Annotated in this window: 17 protein-coding genes; 6 read left to right on the top strand and 11 right to left on the bottom strand. The window is 51.5% G+C overall.

The window, feature by feature from the left end; translation table 11 throughout:
* Positions 1-68 precede the first annotated feature (68 nt).
* Complete coding sequence (gene zipA, locus UC15_RS21110; protein ID WP_112290713.1) at positions 69-1,067, bottom strand: cell division protein ZipA; 999 nt, start codon at positions 1,065-1,067, stop codon at positions 69-71.
* A 223-nt stretch (positions 1,068-1,290) separates the two neighbouring features.
* On the opposite strand from zipA, the gene cysZ reads away from it, so the two are divergent.
* The 5 genes from cysZ (at position 1,291) to crr (ending at position 6,247) form a co-directional block, all read left to right on the top strand.
* Complete coding sequence (gene cysZ / locus UC15_RS21105) at positions 1,291-2,076, top strand: sulfate transporter CysZ (protein ID WP_112290712.1); 786 nt, start codon at positions 1,291-1,293, stop codon at positions 2,074-2,076.
* 210 nt (positions 2,077-2,286) lie between these two features.
* Positions 2,287-3,252: a cysteine synthase A gene (cysK, locus tag UC15_RS21100; RefSeq protein WP_112290710.1), complete on the top strand. Its 966-nt coding sequence runs from the start codon at positions 2,287-2,289 to the stop codon at positions 3,250-3,252.
* 401 nt (positions 3,253-3,653) lie between these two features.
* Positions 3,654-3,911 carry a phosphocarrier protein Hpr gene (ptsH, locus tag UC15_RS21095; protein WP_013574433.1) on the top strand — a complete coding sequence of 86 codons (258 nt, stop codon included), beginning with the start codon at positions 3,654-3,656 and terminating at the stop codon, positions 3,909-3,911.
* 50 nt (positions 3,912-3,961) lie between these two features.
* Positions 3,962-5,689, top strand: a complete 1,728-nt coding sequence (gene ptsI, locus UC15_RS21090; protein WP_112290709.1) for a phosphoenolpyruvate-protein phosphotransferase PtsI — start codon at positions 3,962-3,964, stop codon at positions 5,687-5,689.
* Between the two features lie 48 nt (positions 5,690-5,737).
* The gene (gene crr / locus UC15_RS21085; RefSeq protein ID WP_112290707.1) at positions 5,738-6,247 is read left to right on the top strand and encodes a PTS glucose transporter subunit IIA; all 510 of its coding nucleotides are present in this window, start codon (positions 5,738-5,740) and stop codon (positions 6,245-6,247) included.
* Between the two features lie 191 nt (positions 6,248-6,438).
* Here crr and UC15_RS21080 read toward each other — a convergent pair whose 3' ends face one another.
* The 10 genes from UC15_RS21080 to UC15_RS21035 form a co-directional block, all read right to left on the bottom strand.
* Positions 6,439-7,770 (bottom strand): ATP-binding protein, encoded by a 1,332-nt coding sequence (locus UC15_RS21080; RefSeq protein WP_181955541.1) that lies wholly within the window; start codon positions 7,768-7,770, stop codon positions 6,439-6,441.
* 4 nt (positions 7,771-7,774) lie between these two features.
* Complete coding sequence (locus UC15_RS21075) at positions 7,775-8,458, bottom strand: response regulator transcription factor (protein ID WP_101076260.1); 684 nt, start codon at positions 8,456-8,458, stop codon at positions 7,775-7,777.
* A 102-nt stretch (positions 8,459-8,560) separates the two neighbouring features.
* Positions 8,561-9,445, bottom strand: a complete 885-nt coding sequence (gene cysM / locus UC15_RS21070) for a cysteine synthase CysM (RefSeq protein ID WP_112290704.1) — start codon at positions 9,443-9,445, stop codon at positions 8,561-8,563.
* 115 nt (positions 9,446-9,560) lie between these two features.
* Complete coding sequence (gene cysA, locus UC15_RS21065; protein WP_112290703.1) at positions 9,561-10,655, bottom strand: sulfate/thiosulfate ABC transporter ATP-binding protein CysA; 1,095 nt, start codon at positions 10,653-10,655, stop codon at positions 9,561-9,563.
* A complete protein-coding gene (gene cysW / locus UC15_RS21060; protein ID WP_112290701.1) occupies positions 10,645-11,520 on the bottom strand; it encodes a sulfate/thiosulfate ABC transporter permease CysW in 876 nt (291 codons plus the stop codon). Before cysW ends, cysA begins: the two co-directional genes overlap by 11 nt.
* Positions 11,520-12,350, bottom strand: coding sequence for a sulfate/thiosulfate ABC transporter permease CysT (gene cysT, locus UC15_RS21055; protein WP_112290699.1), 831 nt, complete (start codon positions 12,348-12,350; stop codon positions 11,520-11,522). Before cysT ends, cysW begins: the two co-directional genes overlap by 1 nt.
* Complete coding sequence (cysP, locus tag UC15_RS21050; RefSeq protein ID WP_112290698.1) at positions 12,350-13,372, bottom strand: thiosulfate ABC transporter substrate-binding protein CysP; 1,023 nt, start codon at positions 13,370-13,372, stop codon at positions 12,350-12,352. The genes cysT and cysP overlap by 1 nt, the downstream gene beginning before the upstream one ends.
* Before the next feature lie 211 nt (positions 13,373-13,583).
* Positions 13,584-14,483 (bottom strand): Dyp-type peroxidase, encoded by a 900-nt coding sequence (locus UC15_RS21045; protein ID WP_112290696.1) that lies wholly within the window; start codon positions 14,481-14,483, stop codon positions 13,584-13,586.
* 105 nt (positions 14,484-14,588) lie between these two features.
* A complete protein-coding gene (locus tag UC15_RS21040) occupies positions 14,589-15,218 on the bottom strand; it encodes an RpoE-regulated lipoprotein (protein WP_112290695.1) in 630 nt (209 codons plus the stop codon).
* 144 nt (positions 15,219-15,362) lie between these two features.
* The gene (locus UC15_RS21035; protein WP_112290693.1) at positions 15,363-15,806 is read right to left on the bottom strand and encodes a DUF2919 domain-containing protein; all 444 of its coding nucleotides are present in this window, start codon (positions 15,804-15,806) and stop codon (positions 15,363-15,365) included.
* Positions 15,807-16,009: 203 nt separating this feature from the next.
* Between UC15_RS21035 and UC15_RS21030 the strand changes: the two genes are divergently transcribed.
* Positions 16,010-16,408 (top strand): YgiW/YdeI family stress tolerance OB fold protein, encoded by a 399-nt coding sequence (locus UC15_RS21030; protein ID WP_181955542.1) that lies wholly within the window; start codon positions 16,010-16,012, stop codon positions 16,406-16,408.
* The last annotated feature ends 182 nt before the right edge of the window (positions 16,409-16,590 follow it).

Raw genomic sequence — 16,590 nt, 5'->3', positions numbered from 1 at the left:
TCACCGTGGAGATAAAAAACCCCCGGCAAGCGGGGGTTTGGGGAAAGGGTATTTCACGAACGCCAGAATCAGGCGGTCGCTTCGAGGACCTCGCGGATCCGCGCTTTGTACGTTTCCAGCTTCTGCGGCGTAATCATACGACGCTCATCGTCTAGCACCATCGCACCGACATCATCGGCAATGCGCTGGGCGGACTGCAACAGCAGTTTGAAGTTCTGATGCGCGTCGCCATAGCAAGGCACCATCATGAACAACGTCACACCTGGTGTAGAGAAGTCGGACATATTGTCAGGGTCAAAAGAACCCGGTTTGACCATATTTGCCAGACTGAACAACACCGGACCGCTGCCCGCCGGGCTAACGTGACGATGGAAAATATTCATTGCGCCAAACTGGAAGCCGGACTGAAGCACGCTGTTTAACAGGACTTCACCCCCGATAACGCCGCCCTGATGCGCTGCAACGTGCAGCACCAGCACCGTTTCTTTCAGTTTCGCTTTCTCTGCCGGGGCTTCTTCTGCCGGAGCAAAAGGCGCAGGCTGAGGTTCAGCTTTGGCAGCCGGTGCCGCGTCCGCATGAATTTCCTGCGGCGGAACCGGTGCTTGCGCTTTAGGTTCAGGCGCATATTCCTGCGGTGCAAAATCAGCAACAGGTTCGCGTCGCGTTGCAACTGCGGGTTCAGCGGCTGAATAACCACTCAGCAAAGGATCATCCTGCACAGCATGATGCTGTGGCTGAGCCGGTGGCTGAGGACGAGCAACAGGTGCTGGCGCTGGCTGCGCAGGTTGACCCTGCGGCTGACGTGGCGGTGCAGTCTGTTCTGGCTCATCATACTGACCAAAAGTCGGTTCATCCTGAGGATAAGCAGGACGCACGCGCACTTCCCCCACTCCATCGACGAAATCGTCAGGCGGAGATTGTTCCCGTTCTTTTTTCACACGTTTAGCTGGACGATCGCGAAACAGCGAAGAGCGTTCTTTACGGCTGGTCCACAAACCGTGTAACAACAACGCTATTATGGCGATCGCGCCAACAACGATTAATATCAGACGCAAATCCTGCATCATTGCTATCTCTGTTGTTCTAATACATTGCCACCACGGCAAACATTCACAATATTAACTCTATTTGCCCACGTAGATAAGTGCAAGTCTGGACTCTACTTTCTGCTAATAAATAGGGTAGTTGCACCTTTTTTTGCTGTTTTTTCAGCCAATCCACTGGTAGCCAGTGGAAAATCATACCGATATGATAGCCCATGTCATTCAACTCAGAGAGAAAATTTCGTTTATGACTTCATCGCAAAGCGCCAGACAAGAAAACGGCGTGCATTATTTCAAACAGGGCTGGACGCTCATTTCCTTACCAGGGATACGACGTTTTGTGATTTTACCGCTGGCGGTCAACGTATTGCTGATGGGCGGCGCGTTTTGGTGGCTGTTCACCAAACTGGGAGAATGGATCCCCGCCATGATGAGTAAGGTTCCGGCCTGGCTGAGCTGGCTGGATTATCTCATCTGGCCGGTAGCGGTACTTTCCGTGGTGCTGGTGTTCAGCTATTTCTTCAGCACCCTTGCCAACTGGATCGCCGCACCGTTTAGCGGATTGCTCGCCGAACAACTCGAAGCGCGACTGACCGGTAAACCGCTGCCGGATACCGGTATCTGGGACATCATGAAAGACTTGCCGCGCATCATGAAACGCGAATGGCAGAAACTGGCGTATTACCTGCCGCGAGCCATCGTCTTATTTGCGCTTTACTTTATTCCGGTGATTGGCCAGACCGCCGCGCCGGTGCTGTGGTTCTTCTTCAGCGCCTGGATGGTGGTTATCCAGTATTGCGATTATCCGTTCGATAATCACAAAGTGAGTTTTGCGGATATGCGCCGCTCGCTCGGCAGCAACAAAATCGACAATATGCAGTTTGGTTCGCTGGTCAGCCTGTTTACGATGATCCCGGTGCTCAATCTGGTGATCCTGCCGGTGGCGGTGTGCGGTGCTACTGCTATGTGGTGCGACCGCTATCGGCATGTTTACGTTAAAAACAATGTTGACGTGAATTCCACCCGCGCATAACGTTTTCTCTTCACAGCCGCCTGCGGGCGGCTGCTTGCTATGCTTGACTTTTCGTCCTCAAACTTATTTCTTAATAACGTATCGATATACCAAATACCAAAACCTTACTTCACTGGGAAAGCGGTTCGCGTATGCTTTCTCGATTCCCACTAATTTCATAGTGTTGAAAGCTTCACACCGTGAATATTTCATACAGTTAAAGGACGGGTTATGAGCAAGATCTATGAAGACAATTCATTAACAATCGGCCATACGCCACTGGTTCGCCTGAACCGTATCGGTAATGGTCGTATTCTGGCTAAGGTCGAGTCACGTAACCCGAGCTTCAGCGTGAAATGCCGTATCGGTGCAAACATGATCTGGGACGCTGAAAAGAAAGGCATCCTGACCAAAGATATCGAACTGGTTGAACCGACCAGCGGAAACACGGGTATTGCACTGGCCTACGTCGCTGCCGCGCGCGGTTATAAACTGACGCTGACCATGCCGGAAACCATGAGCGTTGAGCGTCGTAAACTGCTCAAAGCCCTCGGCGCCAATCTGGTGCTGACCGAAGGCGCGAAAGGTATGAAAGGCGCAATTGCAAAAGCCGAAGAAATTCAGGCCAGCGATCCTTCCCGTTATCTTATCCTTCAGCAGTTCAGCAACCCGGCCAACCCGGCTATCCATGAGCAAACCACCGGCCCTGAAATCTGGGAAGACACCGATGGTGCAGTCGATGTGCTTATTGCAGGCGTGGGCACCGGCGGTACCATCACCGGTACGGGTCGTTATCTGAAAAGCAAAAAAAGCAGCGTAAAGCTGGTGGCCGTTGAGCCAACGGATTCGCCGGTGATTACTCAGACGCTGAATGGCGAAGAAGTGAAACCGGGCCCGCACAAAATTCAGGGCATCGGTGCTGGTTTCATTCCGGGCAACCTGGATCTGGAACTGCTGGATCGCGTCACGCTGATCACTAACGATGAATCCATTCAGATGGCACGTCGTCTGATGGAAGAAGAAGGTATTCTGGCGGGGATTTCTTCCGGTGCTGCGGTTGAAGCTGCGGTGAAATTATCTAAAGAACCCGAGTTTGCGGATAAAACCATCGTGGTTATCCTGCCATCTTCCGGCGAACGCTATCTGAGTACCGCATTATTTGCAGATTTGTTTACTGAAAAAGAATTGCAACAATAATGCCACATCCCTAAAAGCGGATAAAAAAGCACCTTCCGGGGTGCTTTTTTGTGGGCTACATCAAAGTTTACACCACTCTGTCATTGATTTTACCCGCCAGGTTTAGTATTTAACCGGTCAATTATTTCGATGCGCGAAATTAATCGCCTCCATGAACCCGCCCGCTGAATCGATTTACCGATTTGTTACAAGAGGGAAAATCACGGCATAATGGAGAAATAACAGAAAAGCCTAGATCTAGGGCAAAGAGTTTTATCGCTGAGTGCGTTATTTTCTCTTTTCTGTTGCATCTGAACCTGCCCCTGAACCATAGTCAGGCGCTAATCTCTACAGGCTAAAGTGAAGCGCATAAGCTAAACTTTAGCTCCACAACATTACTTTAATAAGTTGGGGAAACAACAATGTTCCAGCAAGAAGTTACAATTACCGCTCCTAATGGTCTGCACACTCGCCCTGCTGCACAGTTCGTGAAAGAAGCTAAAGGTTTCGCTTCTGACATCACTGTGACTTCAAATGGCAAAAGCGCCAGTGCGAAAAGCCTGTTTAAACTGCAAACTCTGGGCCTGACCCAAGGTACCGTTGTGACCCTCTCAGCTGAAGGTGAAGACGAGCAGAAAGCCGTTGAACACTTGGTAAAACTGATGGCAGAGCTCGAGTAACACTCAGCCGCTCTTATATCGTTTAAACCAGTCAAGAGAAAGGTAGGGTTATGATTTCAGGCATTTTAGTATCTCCCGGTATCGCTTTCGGCAAAGCACTTCTGTTGAAAGAAGATGAAATTGTCATCAACCGGAAAAAAATCTCTCCTGATCAGGTTGATCAGGAAGTTGAACGTTTCCTCGCTGGCCGTGCGAAAGCCTCAGCTCAGCTGGAAGTGATCAAGACCAAAGCCGGTGAGACCTTCGGTGAAGAGAAAGAAGCCATCTTCGAAGGCCACATCATGTTGTTGGAAGACGAAGAGCTTGAACAGGAAATCATAGCCCTTATCAAAGACGAGCATGCTTCTGCTGACGCTGCTGCTTTCTCTGTCATTGAAGGTCAGGCGAAAGCCCTGGAAGAGCTTGATGATGAATACCTGAAAGAACGTGCGGCTGACGTACGTGATATCGGTAAACGTCTTCTGCGCAATATTCTCGACATGACCATCGTTGATCTGAGCTCCATCCAGGACGAAGTTATTCTGGTTGCGACCGATCTGACGCCGTCAGAAACGGCTCAGCTGAACCTGAACAAGGTTCTGGGTTTCATTACTGATTTGGGTGGCCGTACTTCTCACACCTCAATCATGGCGCGTTCCCTGGAATTACCTGCAATCGTAGGTACCAGCGATGTGACCAAACAAGTCAAAAATGATGACTACCTGATCCTCGACGCTGTAAACAATAAAATCTATGTCAACCCAACAGCAGACGTTATTGACGAGCTGAAAGCCGTTCAGAACCAGTACATCTCAGAAAAAGACGAACTGACTAAACTGAAAGATTTACCGGCTATTACGCTGGATGGTCATCAGGTTGAAGTTTGTGCCAACATCGGTACCGTGCGCGACGTCGCCGGTGCAGAGCGCAATGGCGCTGAAGGTGTCGGCCTGTATCGTACAGAATTCCTGTTCATGGACCGTGACAGCCTGCCTACCGAAGAAGAGCAATTCCAGGCATATAAAGCCGTTGCTGAAGCGATGGGCTCACAGGCAGTTATCGTCCGTACCATGGACATCGGCGGTGATAAAGACCTGCCGTACATGAACCTGCCAAAAGAAGAAAACCCGTTCCTGGGCTGGCGTGCAATCCGTATCTGTCTGGACCGTAAAGAAATTCTTCACGACCAGCTGAAAGGTATTCTGCGTGCTTCTGCGTTCGGTAAACTGCGCATCATGTTCCCGATGATCATTTCTGTTGAAGAAGTGCGTGAACTGAAAGCAGAACTGGAAATGCTGAAAGCTCAGCTGCGTGAAAAAGGCCAGGCATTCGATGAAACTATCGAAGTAGGCGTGATGGTTGAAACTCCGGCTGCTGCAGTGATTGCTCATCACCTGGCAAAAGAAGTCGATTTCTTCAGTATTGGTACAAACGATCTTACCCAGTATACTTTGGCTGTGGATCGCGGTAACGAACTGATTTCTCATCTGTACAACCCAATGTCTCCGTCAGTGCTTGGTTTAATTAAGCAAGTTATTGACGCATCTCATGCTGCCGGTAAATGGACAGGGATGTGCGGCGAGCTAGCCGGTGACGAACGTGCTACACTTCTTCTATTGGGCATGGGGTTAGATGAGTTCAGCATGAGCGCTATCTCTATCCCACGCATCAAGAAAATTATTCGCAATACAAACTTCGAAGATGTGAAAGCGCTGGCAGATCAGGCCCTGGCCCAACCTACGGCGCAAGAGTTGATGAACCTGGTAAACAAGTTCATTGAAGAAAAAACACTCTGCTAATTGCGCGATGCTGGTAAAGCTGCCCAAATTAATGCTTAGGAGAAGATCATGGGTTTGTTCGATAAACTGAAATCATTGGTTTCTGATGATAAAAAAGACGTTGGCACTATTGAAATCGTAGCGCCGATCTCTGGTGAGATTGTCAACATTGAAGACGTACCTGACGTTGTTTTCGCTGAGAAAATCGTAGGTGACGGTATTGCTATCAAACCATCTGGCAACAAAATGGTTGCTCCGGTTGATGGCACTATCGGTAAAATCTTCGAAACTAACCATGCTTTCTCAATCGAATCCGACAGTGGCATTGAGCTGTTCGTACACTTCGGTATCGACACCGTTGAACTTAAAGGCGAAGGCTTCAAACGCATCGCTGAAGAAGGCCAACGTGTTAAGAAAGGCGATTTGGTTATCGAGTTTGATCTGCCTCTGCTGGAAGAGAAAGCGAAGTCTACCCTGACTCCGGTTGTTATCTCTAACATGGATGAGATCAAAGAGCTGATTAAACTGACAGGTAGCGTGACTGTGGGCGAAACCCCAATCATCCGCATCAAGAAGTAATTCGCTCAGCGAGTTGTAAAGCAAGAAGTTAAAAACGGCGCCTAATCAGCGCCGTTTTTTATTGCCTGTAAAAACAGCTATCCACAAAATAATTCGAGTCGCAGAAAGGCAGCAAACGAAGCCATCCCGATGAGCTTACAAAAGTAAGTGATTCGGGTGGCTGAGAGTAGCCAGCGCATCTGCGGCTCGGATTATGAAGCGGATTTCCAGTGCGGAACTTGAAGGCTGATGATTAAGCCATGTGGCTGCGCGTTACGGGCATCCACTTTACCTTCATGCGCTAACATCACTTTGCGGGTGATGGCCAGCCCCAGACCATAGCCTTTGCCTGACAGCGGCGATTTCACTCGCACGAACGGGTCGAAGATACTCGACAACTTATCTTCTTCCACACCCGGCCCCTGATCGGCCACTTCAATTTGCAGATACTCTTCAACTTGTGCCAGTGAAACTGTGATTGTTTGCCCGCGCGCAGAAAAACGCAGTGCATTGCGTACCACGTTATCGACAGCGCGTCGCATCAGCTCAGCATTGCCTTTCACGGTGTAATCCAGGTCATCCGCTGATTCGGGAAAGAGCGCAATCTCCACGCCCGGTAACTGCGCCTCATAGCGCGCATCGTTCACCACCGCTTCCACCAGGCCGTACAGATCGAAGTACTCTTCATCCGGGATTTCACTGCTTTCAGTTCGCGACAGCGCCAGCAGCTCCCCGATCATCTTGTCCAGACGTCCCGCTTCATGTTCAATGCGACTCAGCGAGCTTTCAACATTTGAAGGATTCTGTCGCGCCAGGCCGATGGCCAGTTGCAAACGCGCCAATGGAGAACGCAGCTCGTGAGAAACGTCATGCAGAAGTTCTTCACGCGCCTTCACCAGAACCTGTAAACGTTCGGCCATGGAGTCGAAATCGCGAGCCACTTCTGACAGCTCATCGTGCCGCTTACCCATGCTGGTAAACAGGCGTACCGATAAATCGCCCTGCGCCACCCGCCCGAAGGCTTTACGCATTTGCAGCATAGGTCGGGTCAGGTTCCACGCCAGCATCGCACTGAAGAGTAATCCGCCCAGTCCGCCCAGCCATAACAACGGCGGAGGCATATTCAGCCAGTCCCTGTGACGTCTCGGGCGATATTCATGCATCAGCCCGTCTACATCATATTTCAGCCGGTAGCCCTGCCCGTCCGGCCCCTGCACAAACTGCACGACTTCATGCGGGATTTTACCGGGTTCCAGATCCTTAATCGTATTGCCTTTGGCAGGCAGCAAAGAAGGTGTTACGGAGAAAAACTGCCTGTCATCATCCGGCCAGTCCGCCATCATCGCGTTAAGTGCAGGCATACCGCCGTTGTGCAGCGTTGACACCGCTGACGTAATTTGCAGTTTTACAAAGCGTCGTGCAATGCCGCTTTCCGGCGGTTCGTGCGGATTATAAAAAGCAAAAACCACCCAAAGTCCCTGAGTGATCGCCACAAAAGTGAACCAGAATCCCAGCAGGATTTTCCAGAACAGTTTTCCGCGCATTCGTTTAGCGTATGCGATAGCCAATGCTGCGCACCGTTTCAATAGTCAGAATATCGCCACCTTCCAGTGACCCCAGTTTTTGGCGGATATTACTGATGTGAACATCAATGCTGCGATCATAAGCTTCACGCGGACGGCCGAGGCCTTTTTCTGACAACTCATCTTTTGAAACTACACGTTCCGGAGACCGCAGTAACAGCTCCAGCAGATTGAATTCAGACGCCGTCAGGTCGAAAGGAACCCCACGCCATTCGCTGCTGCGGGTAGCCGGATTCAGCGTCAGGTCACCGTAGTTTACGGATGAAGAATCAGAGTGCGATTCCTGTTGCTCTTCCACACGGCGCAATACTGCACGCAGACGCGCAACCAGCTCACGCGGATAACAAGGTTTAGGCATGTAATCATCGGCGCCCATTTCCAGGCCGATAACGCGATCGATATTGTCGCCCTTGGCGGTCAGCATGATGATCGGCAGACGGCTGTTTTTACGCACCTGACGCAGGACATCAATACCGCTCATATCCGGCAGCATAATGTCGAGGATCATCGCAGTATATTCGCCGGACATCGCCCCTTCCACGCCCGCTTTACCGGTCAGCACCAGAGAAGCGTCAAAACCCTCTGCAATCAGATATTCGCTGAGCATGGTTCCTAGTTCGAGATCGTCATCGACTAATAAAATTTTCATTCTTTATTTCCGCCTGGCTAAAATTTTGGTCATTTTTACCACTAACCCTGCATTACGCAGCCGCTTTTACTCTAATTTTACATTCACCAGATGAATATAAAATTAAACGTTAAAAACACCAGTGGATAAATAACGGTCACCGCGATCGCAGACAATTGCCACAATCACACTGCCGGGATGGCTTCTGGCGACACGCAATGCGCCCGCAACAGCGCCGCCGGAACTCACGCCACAGAAGATACCTTCTTGCCGCGCCAGAGCCCGCATGGTGTCTTCCGCTTCGCCCTGCCCCATATCCATCACTTCATCGACCAGTTCAGGGCTGAAAATACCCGGCAGATATTCCTGCGGCCAGCGGCGTATGCCCGGAATGCTGCTGCCTTCAGAAGGTTGCAACCCGACAATTTGCACACCCGCGTGCTGACTGCGCAGAAAGCGACTGACACCCGTGATGGTGCCAGTCGTCCCCATGCTCGACACAAAATGCGTAATACGCCCTTGCGTCTGCTGCCAGATTTCCGGGCCGGTAGTCGTAAAGTGCGCGAGCGGGTTGTCCGGATTATTGAACTGATCCAGCACTTTCCCCTGCCCCTGCAGTTCCATTTCCTGCGCCAGGTCCCTCGCACCTTCCATCCCCTGCGCACGGCTGACCAGCAATAATTCAGCGCCGTAAGCGCGCATTGATGCCTGACGCTCTAAGCTCATATTTTCCGGCATCAGCAATTTCAGCTTATAACCTTTGAGTGCCGCAATCATCGCCAGCGCAATACCGGTATTACCACTGGTGGCTTCAATCAGCGTATCACCGGGATGAATTTCACCGCGCTTTTCCGCCTGCTCAATCATGAACAGCGCTGCACGGTCTTTTACTGAGCCCGCGGGATTATTGCCTTCCAGTTTGACCCAGATCTCGCTGTCGAGTCCCTCGGTCAGACGCTGTAATTTCACCAGAGGTGTATTACCGATGTAGTGTTCGAGCGTACTCACGGGCTTGCCTTATATTAAAAAGGTATATTGACTGATAAAAAACACATAAACAGATATCAGACGATAAAAAGGGCGGCTCGGAGACCGCCCTGAGAAACATGCTGATTAAAAAATATCAGGCGCTCTTCGCTAACGCAACGGGTTGTAGCTGCTGATCACCGGCATACAGGCGGCCATTCAGCCCGCCGACATAAAAACGATCGCCGCGCTGAGGTGCGCTATTACCGTGAGCTTCAGAAAGCACCACGGAAAGCGGTTCATCGTGCCAGCCGTCCGCCTGCACGATAAGCTGCCAGAAATGACCACGCGGGCTGACCTCCAGCACTTTTACCGGCAACGGGCAGCGCGCAGTACTGTGCGCGGTAATTTCCATTTCCCACGGACGCAGGAACAAATCGACCGAGCCCTGATGTAGCGGCGGGTTCTCCAGCGGCCAGTGATGCGCGCCGACATACAACTGAGAACCGCGAATTTCACCACCGATTTTATTCACTTCACCCATAAATTCCAGCACGAAGCGGGTTGCCGGTTCACGCCAGATTTCTTCCGGCGCGCCCACCTGTTCAATATTACCCTGGCTCATGACGACCACGCGGTCGGCGACTTCCATCGCTTCTTCCTGGTCGTGGGTCACGAACACGCTGGTGAATTTCAGCTCTTCATGCAACTGACGCAGCCAGCGGCGCAGCTCTTTACGCACCTGCGCATCCAGCGCACCGAAAGGCTCATCCAGCAGCAAAATTTGGGGTTCGACCGCCAGCGCACGGGCCAGTGCTACACGCTGTTTCTGACCACCAGAAAGCTGTGCCGGATAACGGTTGGCCAGATGGGCTAACTGCACCATCTCCAGCAGTTTAGTGACTTTCTGTTTAATCGCTTCGGCGTTAGGGCGCTCGCGGCGCGGCAGCACCGTCAGGCCAAAGGCGATGTTGTCGAACACAGTCATATGGCGGAACAGCGCGTAATGCTGAAACACGAAACCGACCTGACGGTCACGGGCGTGGAGACGCGTCACGTCTTTACCGTGAAAACTCAGATGTCCGGCGCTCTGGTTTTCCAGTCCGGCGATAATGCGCAGCAGCGTGGTTTTACCGGAACCTGAAGGCCCGAGCAGCGCCACCATCTCTCCGGAAGCAATATCGAGCGAGATATCATTGAGCACTTTCGTGCGGCCAAAATATTTGTTGATACCGTTAATTTCAATGCTCATGACTTTCCTCCCGCTCAAGACGGTCGTTATGGCGTTTCAGACGCCATTGCAGGCCGCTTTTCAGAAACAGTGTGACAATCGCCATCAGGGTCAGCAACGCAGCGGCAGTAAACGCGCCTGCGGTGTTGTAGTCCTGATGCAGTAACTCAACTTGTAATGGCAGCGTGTAAGTTTCGCCGCGGATAGAACCGGAAACGACAGATACCGCACCAAACTCCCCGATCGCACGGGCATTGGTCAGCACCACGCCGTACAGTAATGCCCAGCGGATATTCGGCAAGGTCACGCGGCGGAACATCTGCCAGCCTGACGCGCCCAGTAACACCGCCGCTTCATCTTCATGGCTGCCCTGACTCAACATCACCGGCACCAGCTCACGGATAACAAACGGACAAGTAACAAATACCGTTACCATCACCATGCCCGGCCAGGCGAACATGAACTGAATATTATGCGCATCCAGCCAGCCGCCAATCGGGCCGTTAGTACCGTAAAACAGCAGATACAAAAGGCCTGCCACTACCGGCGAAACCGCGAACGGGATGTCGATCAGCGTCAGTAACAGCTGACGCCCCGGGAAATTAAAGCGCGCCACCAGCCAGGCCAGCAGCGTGCCGAAAATCAGGTTCACCGGCACGGTGATCAGCGCCATCAGCACGGTCAGCCAGATGGAATGCAACATGTCAGAATCAGACAGGTTCTTCCAAACAGCAGCAATCCCGTCGGAAAAGGCCAGCACGAAAATGCTGATCATCGGGATCACCAGCAGCAAAATACAAATCAGTAAACCTGTGCCGATCAGCGACCATTTTACCCAGTCGATACGCTGGCGTTTTTCGCCTGCAAAAGCCGGAATATCAGACATTACTGGCCTCCCAGACGACGGCCATAACGGCTCTGTAAGGTGTTAATTGCAAACAGCAACAGCAGCGAGGCGGCGAGAATAACCGATGCAATCGCGCTGGCTGCCGGATAATCAAATTCCTGCAAGCGGATGAAAATCATCAGCGAGGTCACTTCAGTTTTCCACGCAATGTTACCGGCGATGAAAATCACTGCACCGAATTCGCCCAGGCTGCGGGTAAAGGACAGCGCCGTGCCCGCCATCAGAGAAGGCATGACTTCCGGCAATACCACGCGACGGAAACTCTGCCAGCGCGAAGCGCCCAGCGTTTCAGCAGCTTCTTCATATTCCGGGCCTAATTCTTCCAGCACCGGTTGCACGGTACGAACCACAAACGGAATGCTGGTAAAGGCCATCGCCACTGCAATACCAAGCCAGGTGTATGCCACTTTGATATCAAAATGTGCCAGCCACTGACCGTAAAATCCGGTGGTAGAAAACAGGCCTGCCAGCGTTAAACCCGCCACGGCGGTCGGCAAGGCAAACGGCAAATCCATCAGCCCGTCCACCAGGCTTTTACCGGGGAATTCATAACGGGTCAGGATCCACGCCATCAACATGCCGAAGAAACAGTTAAAAATACTCGCCACACCCGCCGCCAGTAGCGTCACTTTGTACGCCGCAACAACCTGACCGTTGGTGATCACATCCCAGTATTGCGCCAGCGTCATTTGTGACAACTGCATCACCAGCGCACTCAGTGGCAGCAACAACACCAGGCAGACGAACAGCAGGCTGCTGCCGAGGCTCAGGGTGAATCCGGGTAATACGCGTTTGCTCGACAACAACATTACTTGTGACCTTGCTCTAACAGTTTGTCCAGCTCACCGCCGGTACTGAAATGGGTTTCCATCACTTGTGGCCAGCCACCGAACTGCTCTTCGACTTTGAACAATTTGGTATCCGGGAACTGCCCTTTCGCCGCTGCCATCGCCGTTTTGTCATACACACGGTAGTTAAAACTGGTGATAATTTTCTGCGCCTGCGGGCTCCACAAATAATTCAGGTAATCTTTTGCGGCTTTTTCTGTGCCATTTTTTTCGACGTTTTTGTCCACCCAGGCCACCGGGAACTCAGCCAGAATGTCCACTTTCGGCACAATCACTTCGTATTTATCGTCACCGTACTGCTTACGGATATTGTTCACTTCAGATTCGAAACTGATCAGCACATCACCCAGTCCGCGTTCCACAAATGTGGTTGTCGCGCCACGACCGCCGGTATCAAACACCTGCACGTTTTTCAGGAAACTCGCCATTTTCTCGCGGGTTTTCGTCTGGTTTTTATTATCTTCCAGATTGAACGCGCCCCAGGCACCCAGGTAGGTATATCGGCCATTGCCGGAGGTTTTGGGATTCGGGAACACCAGGCTCACGCCCGGACGCGCTAAATCGTCCCAGCTGTGAATGTTCTTTGGATTGCCCTTGCGGACCAGAAACGCCATGGTGGAATAAAACGGCGAACTGTTGTTGGGCAAACGACTTTGCCAGTCGGCAGGGATCAGATTGCCGCGGTCATGCAAAATCTGCACATCGGTCACCTGATTGTAAGTGACGACATCGGCTTTCAGACCCTGCAAAATCGCCAGTGCCTGCTTGGAAGAACCAGCATGCGACTGTTTAATATCGAGTTTGTCACCGTCGTTTTGATCAGCCCACTGTTTCTGGAATGGCGGGTTCAGAGCAGCAAAAAGTTCACGGGACACATCATAAGAACTGTTGAGCAATTCAGTCGCCGAAGCCGCGCCGCTGGCCAGCAGCAGTGCCGCCACGGAACCTTTCAGCACGCTGCCTGTAAATCCGAATGTTTTCATGCTTAGCCTTAGGTGAGTGAACCGATATGCGACGCTGATAAATGCCGCTCAATATCACACAGTGTATTTATAACTGAGGGTCAGGCTGTAACGGTTTTATATACCATTTGGTGATTTTCAAGCATGAAAAGCTATAAGGCATTAACAAACGCAGGGGGAATAACAGAAGGGGAAGAGGCAGCGCGTCCGTGAAGGAACGCGCTGAAGGAACTTAAAGCGCTAAAAGACGTGTCAGTGATGGGGCGAAATAATAGCTGCCGGTCACCGGACGGGTGAAACGCAGCATCGCATCACGTTTACCATCGAGATCGCCAAACATGCTCAGCAGTTGTTTTTCGATGTTCCACAGACGGGCGCAATAGCTGATGAAATACAAACCGTGTTCGCCGCTTGCCGTGCCATAAGGCAGGCTCTGGCGCAGAATTTTCAGGCCTTTGCCGTCTTCTTTCAGGTCAACACGACTGACGTGGGAAGTATCCGGGCGAGTTTCTGAATCAAGCTCTTCATCGGTGTCTTTGGTACGCCCGATGACATCTTCCTGCTGTTGTACGGAGAAACGCTCCCATTGCACCAGATTATGTTTCCAGCGCTGAACCATCACGTAGCTGCCGCCAGCATCGACGCTGCCTTCAGGAATAATCGCCACCTGTGCGCGGGCCTCTGCTTTCGGATTTTCAGTGCCGTCAACAAAACCGCTCAGATCACGTTCTTCGATCGCACGGAACCCGTGGGTTTCTTCTTCAACGACAATGGAACTGCCGAACGCTTTCAGTGCCGCCTGCGCCAGCGCAAAATTAACGTCGTGACGAAGGGACTGTATGTGCAACAACATATCGCGCTGCGTAGCAGGTGCCAGACCTTTGCCCAGCGGTTGGAAAGATTTCAGTTCATCCGCGCCCTGATTGCCGGATAAATCACGCCACACATCGTTGCCAAAGGCCACGACCGCACCAAGATGTTCGGTGGGAAATTTTTTCTGCATGTCTTCCAATACGGCCACAAATGCACGGCAGCCCTGCCGGAGCGCATCCAGGTCACCCTGAGCTTTCGCTTCGATGTAAATCGCGAAACGGCAATGTTCGGGCAAAATGCCGCTCTGAACCTGAGTCATCTTCTCATCCTCGTTAATTTGACCGGCGACATCATACCGGATGTCAATAAAAATGCCTTGCGCGAAGGCAAGGCATTGAGGAGTTATTAAGCTGAGAAACAGATTTTACTGAGCAGTGGAAGCCTGAGCCGGATTAGCCCGCCAGATAATTTTGCTTACCTTCCAGTCTTTCAGCGCGTCATCCGAAGGCATCAGCGATTCCGGGCCATGCCAGACTCCGCTGAAGACATAGGTGACGTGAGAACTTTGCGGCGCTTTACACTCGACGTTCTGCGCATCATCTCCCTCGCCTTTTACACACACATCGAAGGCTTTGCTGTAAAGGCTGCTGAATGACGTGCCGATTTTAACGCCCCATTCGCTTTCTACTTTAGGATCCACCACGTCAACACGCTGAACGTTGCCTTTCGGCTCGCCGCTGATCGACATTTTCACGTCCTTGCCGTCCATCGCCTGGAAGAAACTCAGCATTTTCCCGCCGCTCATCGACATGCCACTGCGCAAGGTATAATCGCCGTCCAGCGCATCTTTAATGGCCGTTTCTGTCAGCGCCGTACTACCTGTTATCCCGCCTACTCCTTTATCGCTGACCGTCAGGCTGCTGCCAAACCAGTTGAGCGGATTCATGCTCGACCAGGAAATACTTGGCCACGACATGTTAGACATCGACGAACAGCCAGTCAGGATCAGTGGCAGCACCAGCAACAGGGGGCGAACCCGCAAGCGAACAGTCATTCCATACTCCTTTTCTGCCCGTTCCCGTTGGCCGGCGCGGCCTGGCGGACAAACCGACAGTGAATTAATATTTTAACAATTATTGTTAAGCGCCAGTTCGAGTGTATTTCTGGCAAAAAAGTTCAGCCCAATAGGGAATATGCTTCAGGCCAGACGGTGTGAGGCATCAAAACAGGCGCGCAAACGGCGGCTCAATAACCAATACGCCAGTGCGGCCGCATCCAGTAATGCCAGCACGATATCCACACCAGAAATTATGTCAGTACTTTGCCATAATCCCAGAGCCTGCAATGCAAAAGTGACAAACATCCCGGCAAGAAGTAACCAGTATCCGGCCTGCCAGATGCGCGGCCAGACATGACGACGACCACTGAGCAAAAACACCATCGCGGGCGGCAACCCCAGCAACATCCCGGACCAGAAACTTTGCTGATCGGGGTAAAACAGCGTCAGCAAATCACTTCCCTGCTGGCGGGAAGCACCCGCCATCACAAACAACAACCAGGTTCGTGCCTGCAAAATTAAAATCGTCCAGAACCACAGCGGCAATCGCAACATACCGTGGTCGTTATAATCATCCGGGTTCATAAAAAGAACAACGTTCCTGCAAATAAGGTTAAATCTAACAATCCCCAGTGACATACCTAAAATAATTTGATGTATGCAGGGTATACGCTTAAGAAACTGTTAAGAACAGTCTGCTTTAATGGTCTCCAGCACGGCAAGACATCCGAAACGATGTCATAGTTGTCGTTACTCCGGAAACGTTAAATTAAGGAAGACCTATTATGATGAAGAAGATCACTCTGGCAACCCTCATTGCACTTTGTTCAGCGACGGCGTTTGCCCAGCAAACCGGCGGCTTTAACGGTCCGTCAGCACAGGAAACGCAAACACAGCCTGCAGCACAGGGCGGTTTCACCGGTACCACGGCGCTGAGCACCGTGAAAGACGCGCAAACCATGAAAGACGATCAATGGATCATGCTGGAAGGTTTTATCGATCAGCGTATCGACCACGATAAATACATTTTCCGCGATAACACCGGCACCCTCAATGTAGAAATTGACGGCAAGCGCTGGCAGGGACAGAACGTATCGCCGAAAGATAAAATCCGCATCGAAGGTAAAGTCGATAAAGACTGGAACTCTGTGGAAGTTGACGTCAAGAGCGTTAAAATTATCAAGTAATTCATGATGCAAAAAGCCCCGGCAGATGGACTGCACCCCAAAAGTTGGACACCCAACTGAGTAAGGTGCAGTTTTTTATGGCGAAGCCAAAATATACCCTCGAAACCAGAATGGCTGTGGTCAGCCATTACCTCTACGGCAATGACGGGACACAACGGACCGCAGAACGTTTTGGTGTCGAA

The organism is Rahnella sp. AN3-3W3 (genome assembly GCF_003263545.1).
In the GTDB taxonomy this organism is placed as follows: domain Bacteria; phylum Pseudomonadota; class Gammaproteobacteria; order Enterobacterales; family Enterobacteriaceae; genus Rahnella; species Rahnella variigena.
Note: the sequence above shows the minus strand (reverse complement) of the source record. Positions and strands in the feature narration are given on the sequence as shown.

What these genes read in the sequence shown, in the direction of transcription:
- zipA (WP_112290713.1), bottom strand. Translation starts at nt 1,067, where the DNA reads ATGATGCAGGATTTGCGTCTGATATTAATCGTTGTTGGCGCGATCGCC.
- cysZ (WP_112290712.1), top strand. Translation starts at nt 1,291, where the DNA reads ATGACTTCATCGCAAAGCGCCAGACAAGAAAACGGCGTGCATTATTTC.
- cysK (WP_112290710.1), top strand. Translation starts at nt 2,287, where the DNA reads ATGAGCAAGATCTATGAAGACAATTCATTAACAATCGGCCATACGCCA.
- ptsH (WP_013574433.1), top strand. Translation starts at nt 3,654, where the DNA reads ATGTTCCAGCAAGAAGTTACAATTACCGCTCCTAATGGTCTGCACACT.
- ptsI (WP_112290709.1), top strand. Translation starts at nt 3,962, where the DNA reads ATGATTTCAGGCATTTTAGTATCTCCCGGTATCGCTTTCGGCAAAGCA.
- crr (WP_112290707.1), top strand. Translation starts at nt 5,738, where the DNA reads ATGGGTTTGTTCGATAAACTGAAATCATTGGTTTCTGATGATAAAAAA.
- UC15_RS21080 (WP_181955541.1), bottom strand. Translation starts at nt 7,770, where the DNA reads ATGCGCGGAAAACTGTTCTGGAAAATCCTGCTGGGATTCTGGTTCACT.
- UC15_RS21075 (WP_101076260.1), bottom strand. Translation starts at nt 8,458, where the DNA reads ATGAAAATTTTATTAGTCGATGACGATCTCGAACTAGGAACCATGCTC.
- cysA (WP_112290703.1), bottom strand. Translation starts at nt 10,655, where the DNA reads ATGAGCATTGAAATTAACGGTATCAACAAATATTTTGGCCGCACGAAA.
- cysW (WP_112290701.1), bottom strand. Translation starts at nt 11,520, where the DNA reads ATGTCTGATATTCCGGCTTTTGCAGGCGAAAAACGCCAGCGTATCGAC.
- cysT (WP_112290699.1), bottom strand. Translation starts at nt 12,350, where the DNA reads ATGTTGTTGTCGAGCAAACGCGTATTACCCGGATTCACCCTGAGCCTC.
- cysP (WP_112290698.1), bottom strand. Translation starts at nt 13,372, where the DNA reads ATGAAAACATTCGGATTTACAGGCAGCGTGCTGAAAGGTTCCGTGGCG.
- UC15_RS21045 (WP_112290696.1), bottom strand. Translation starts at nt 14,483, where the DNA reads ATGACTCAGGTTCAGAGCGGCATTTTGCCCGAACATTGCCGTTTCGCG.
- UC15_RS21040 (WP_112290695.1), bottom strand. Translation starts at nt 15,218, where the DNA reads ATGACTGTTCGCTTGCGGGTTCGCCCCCTGTTGCTGGTGCTGCCACTG.
- UC15_RS21035 (WP_112290693.1), bottom strand. Translation starts at nt 15,806, where the DNA reads ATGAACCCGGATGATTATAACGACCACGGTATGTTGCGATTGCCGCTG.
- UC15_RS21030 (WP_181955542.1), top strand. Translation starts at nt 16,010, where the DNA reads ATGAAGAAGATCACTCTGGCAACCCTCATTGCACTTTGTTCAGCGACG.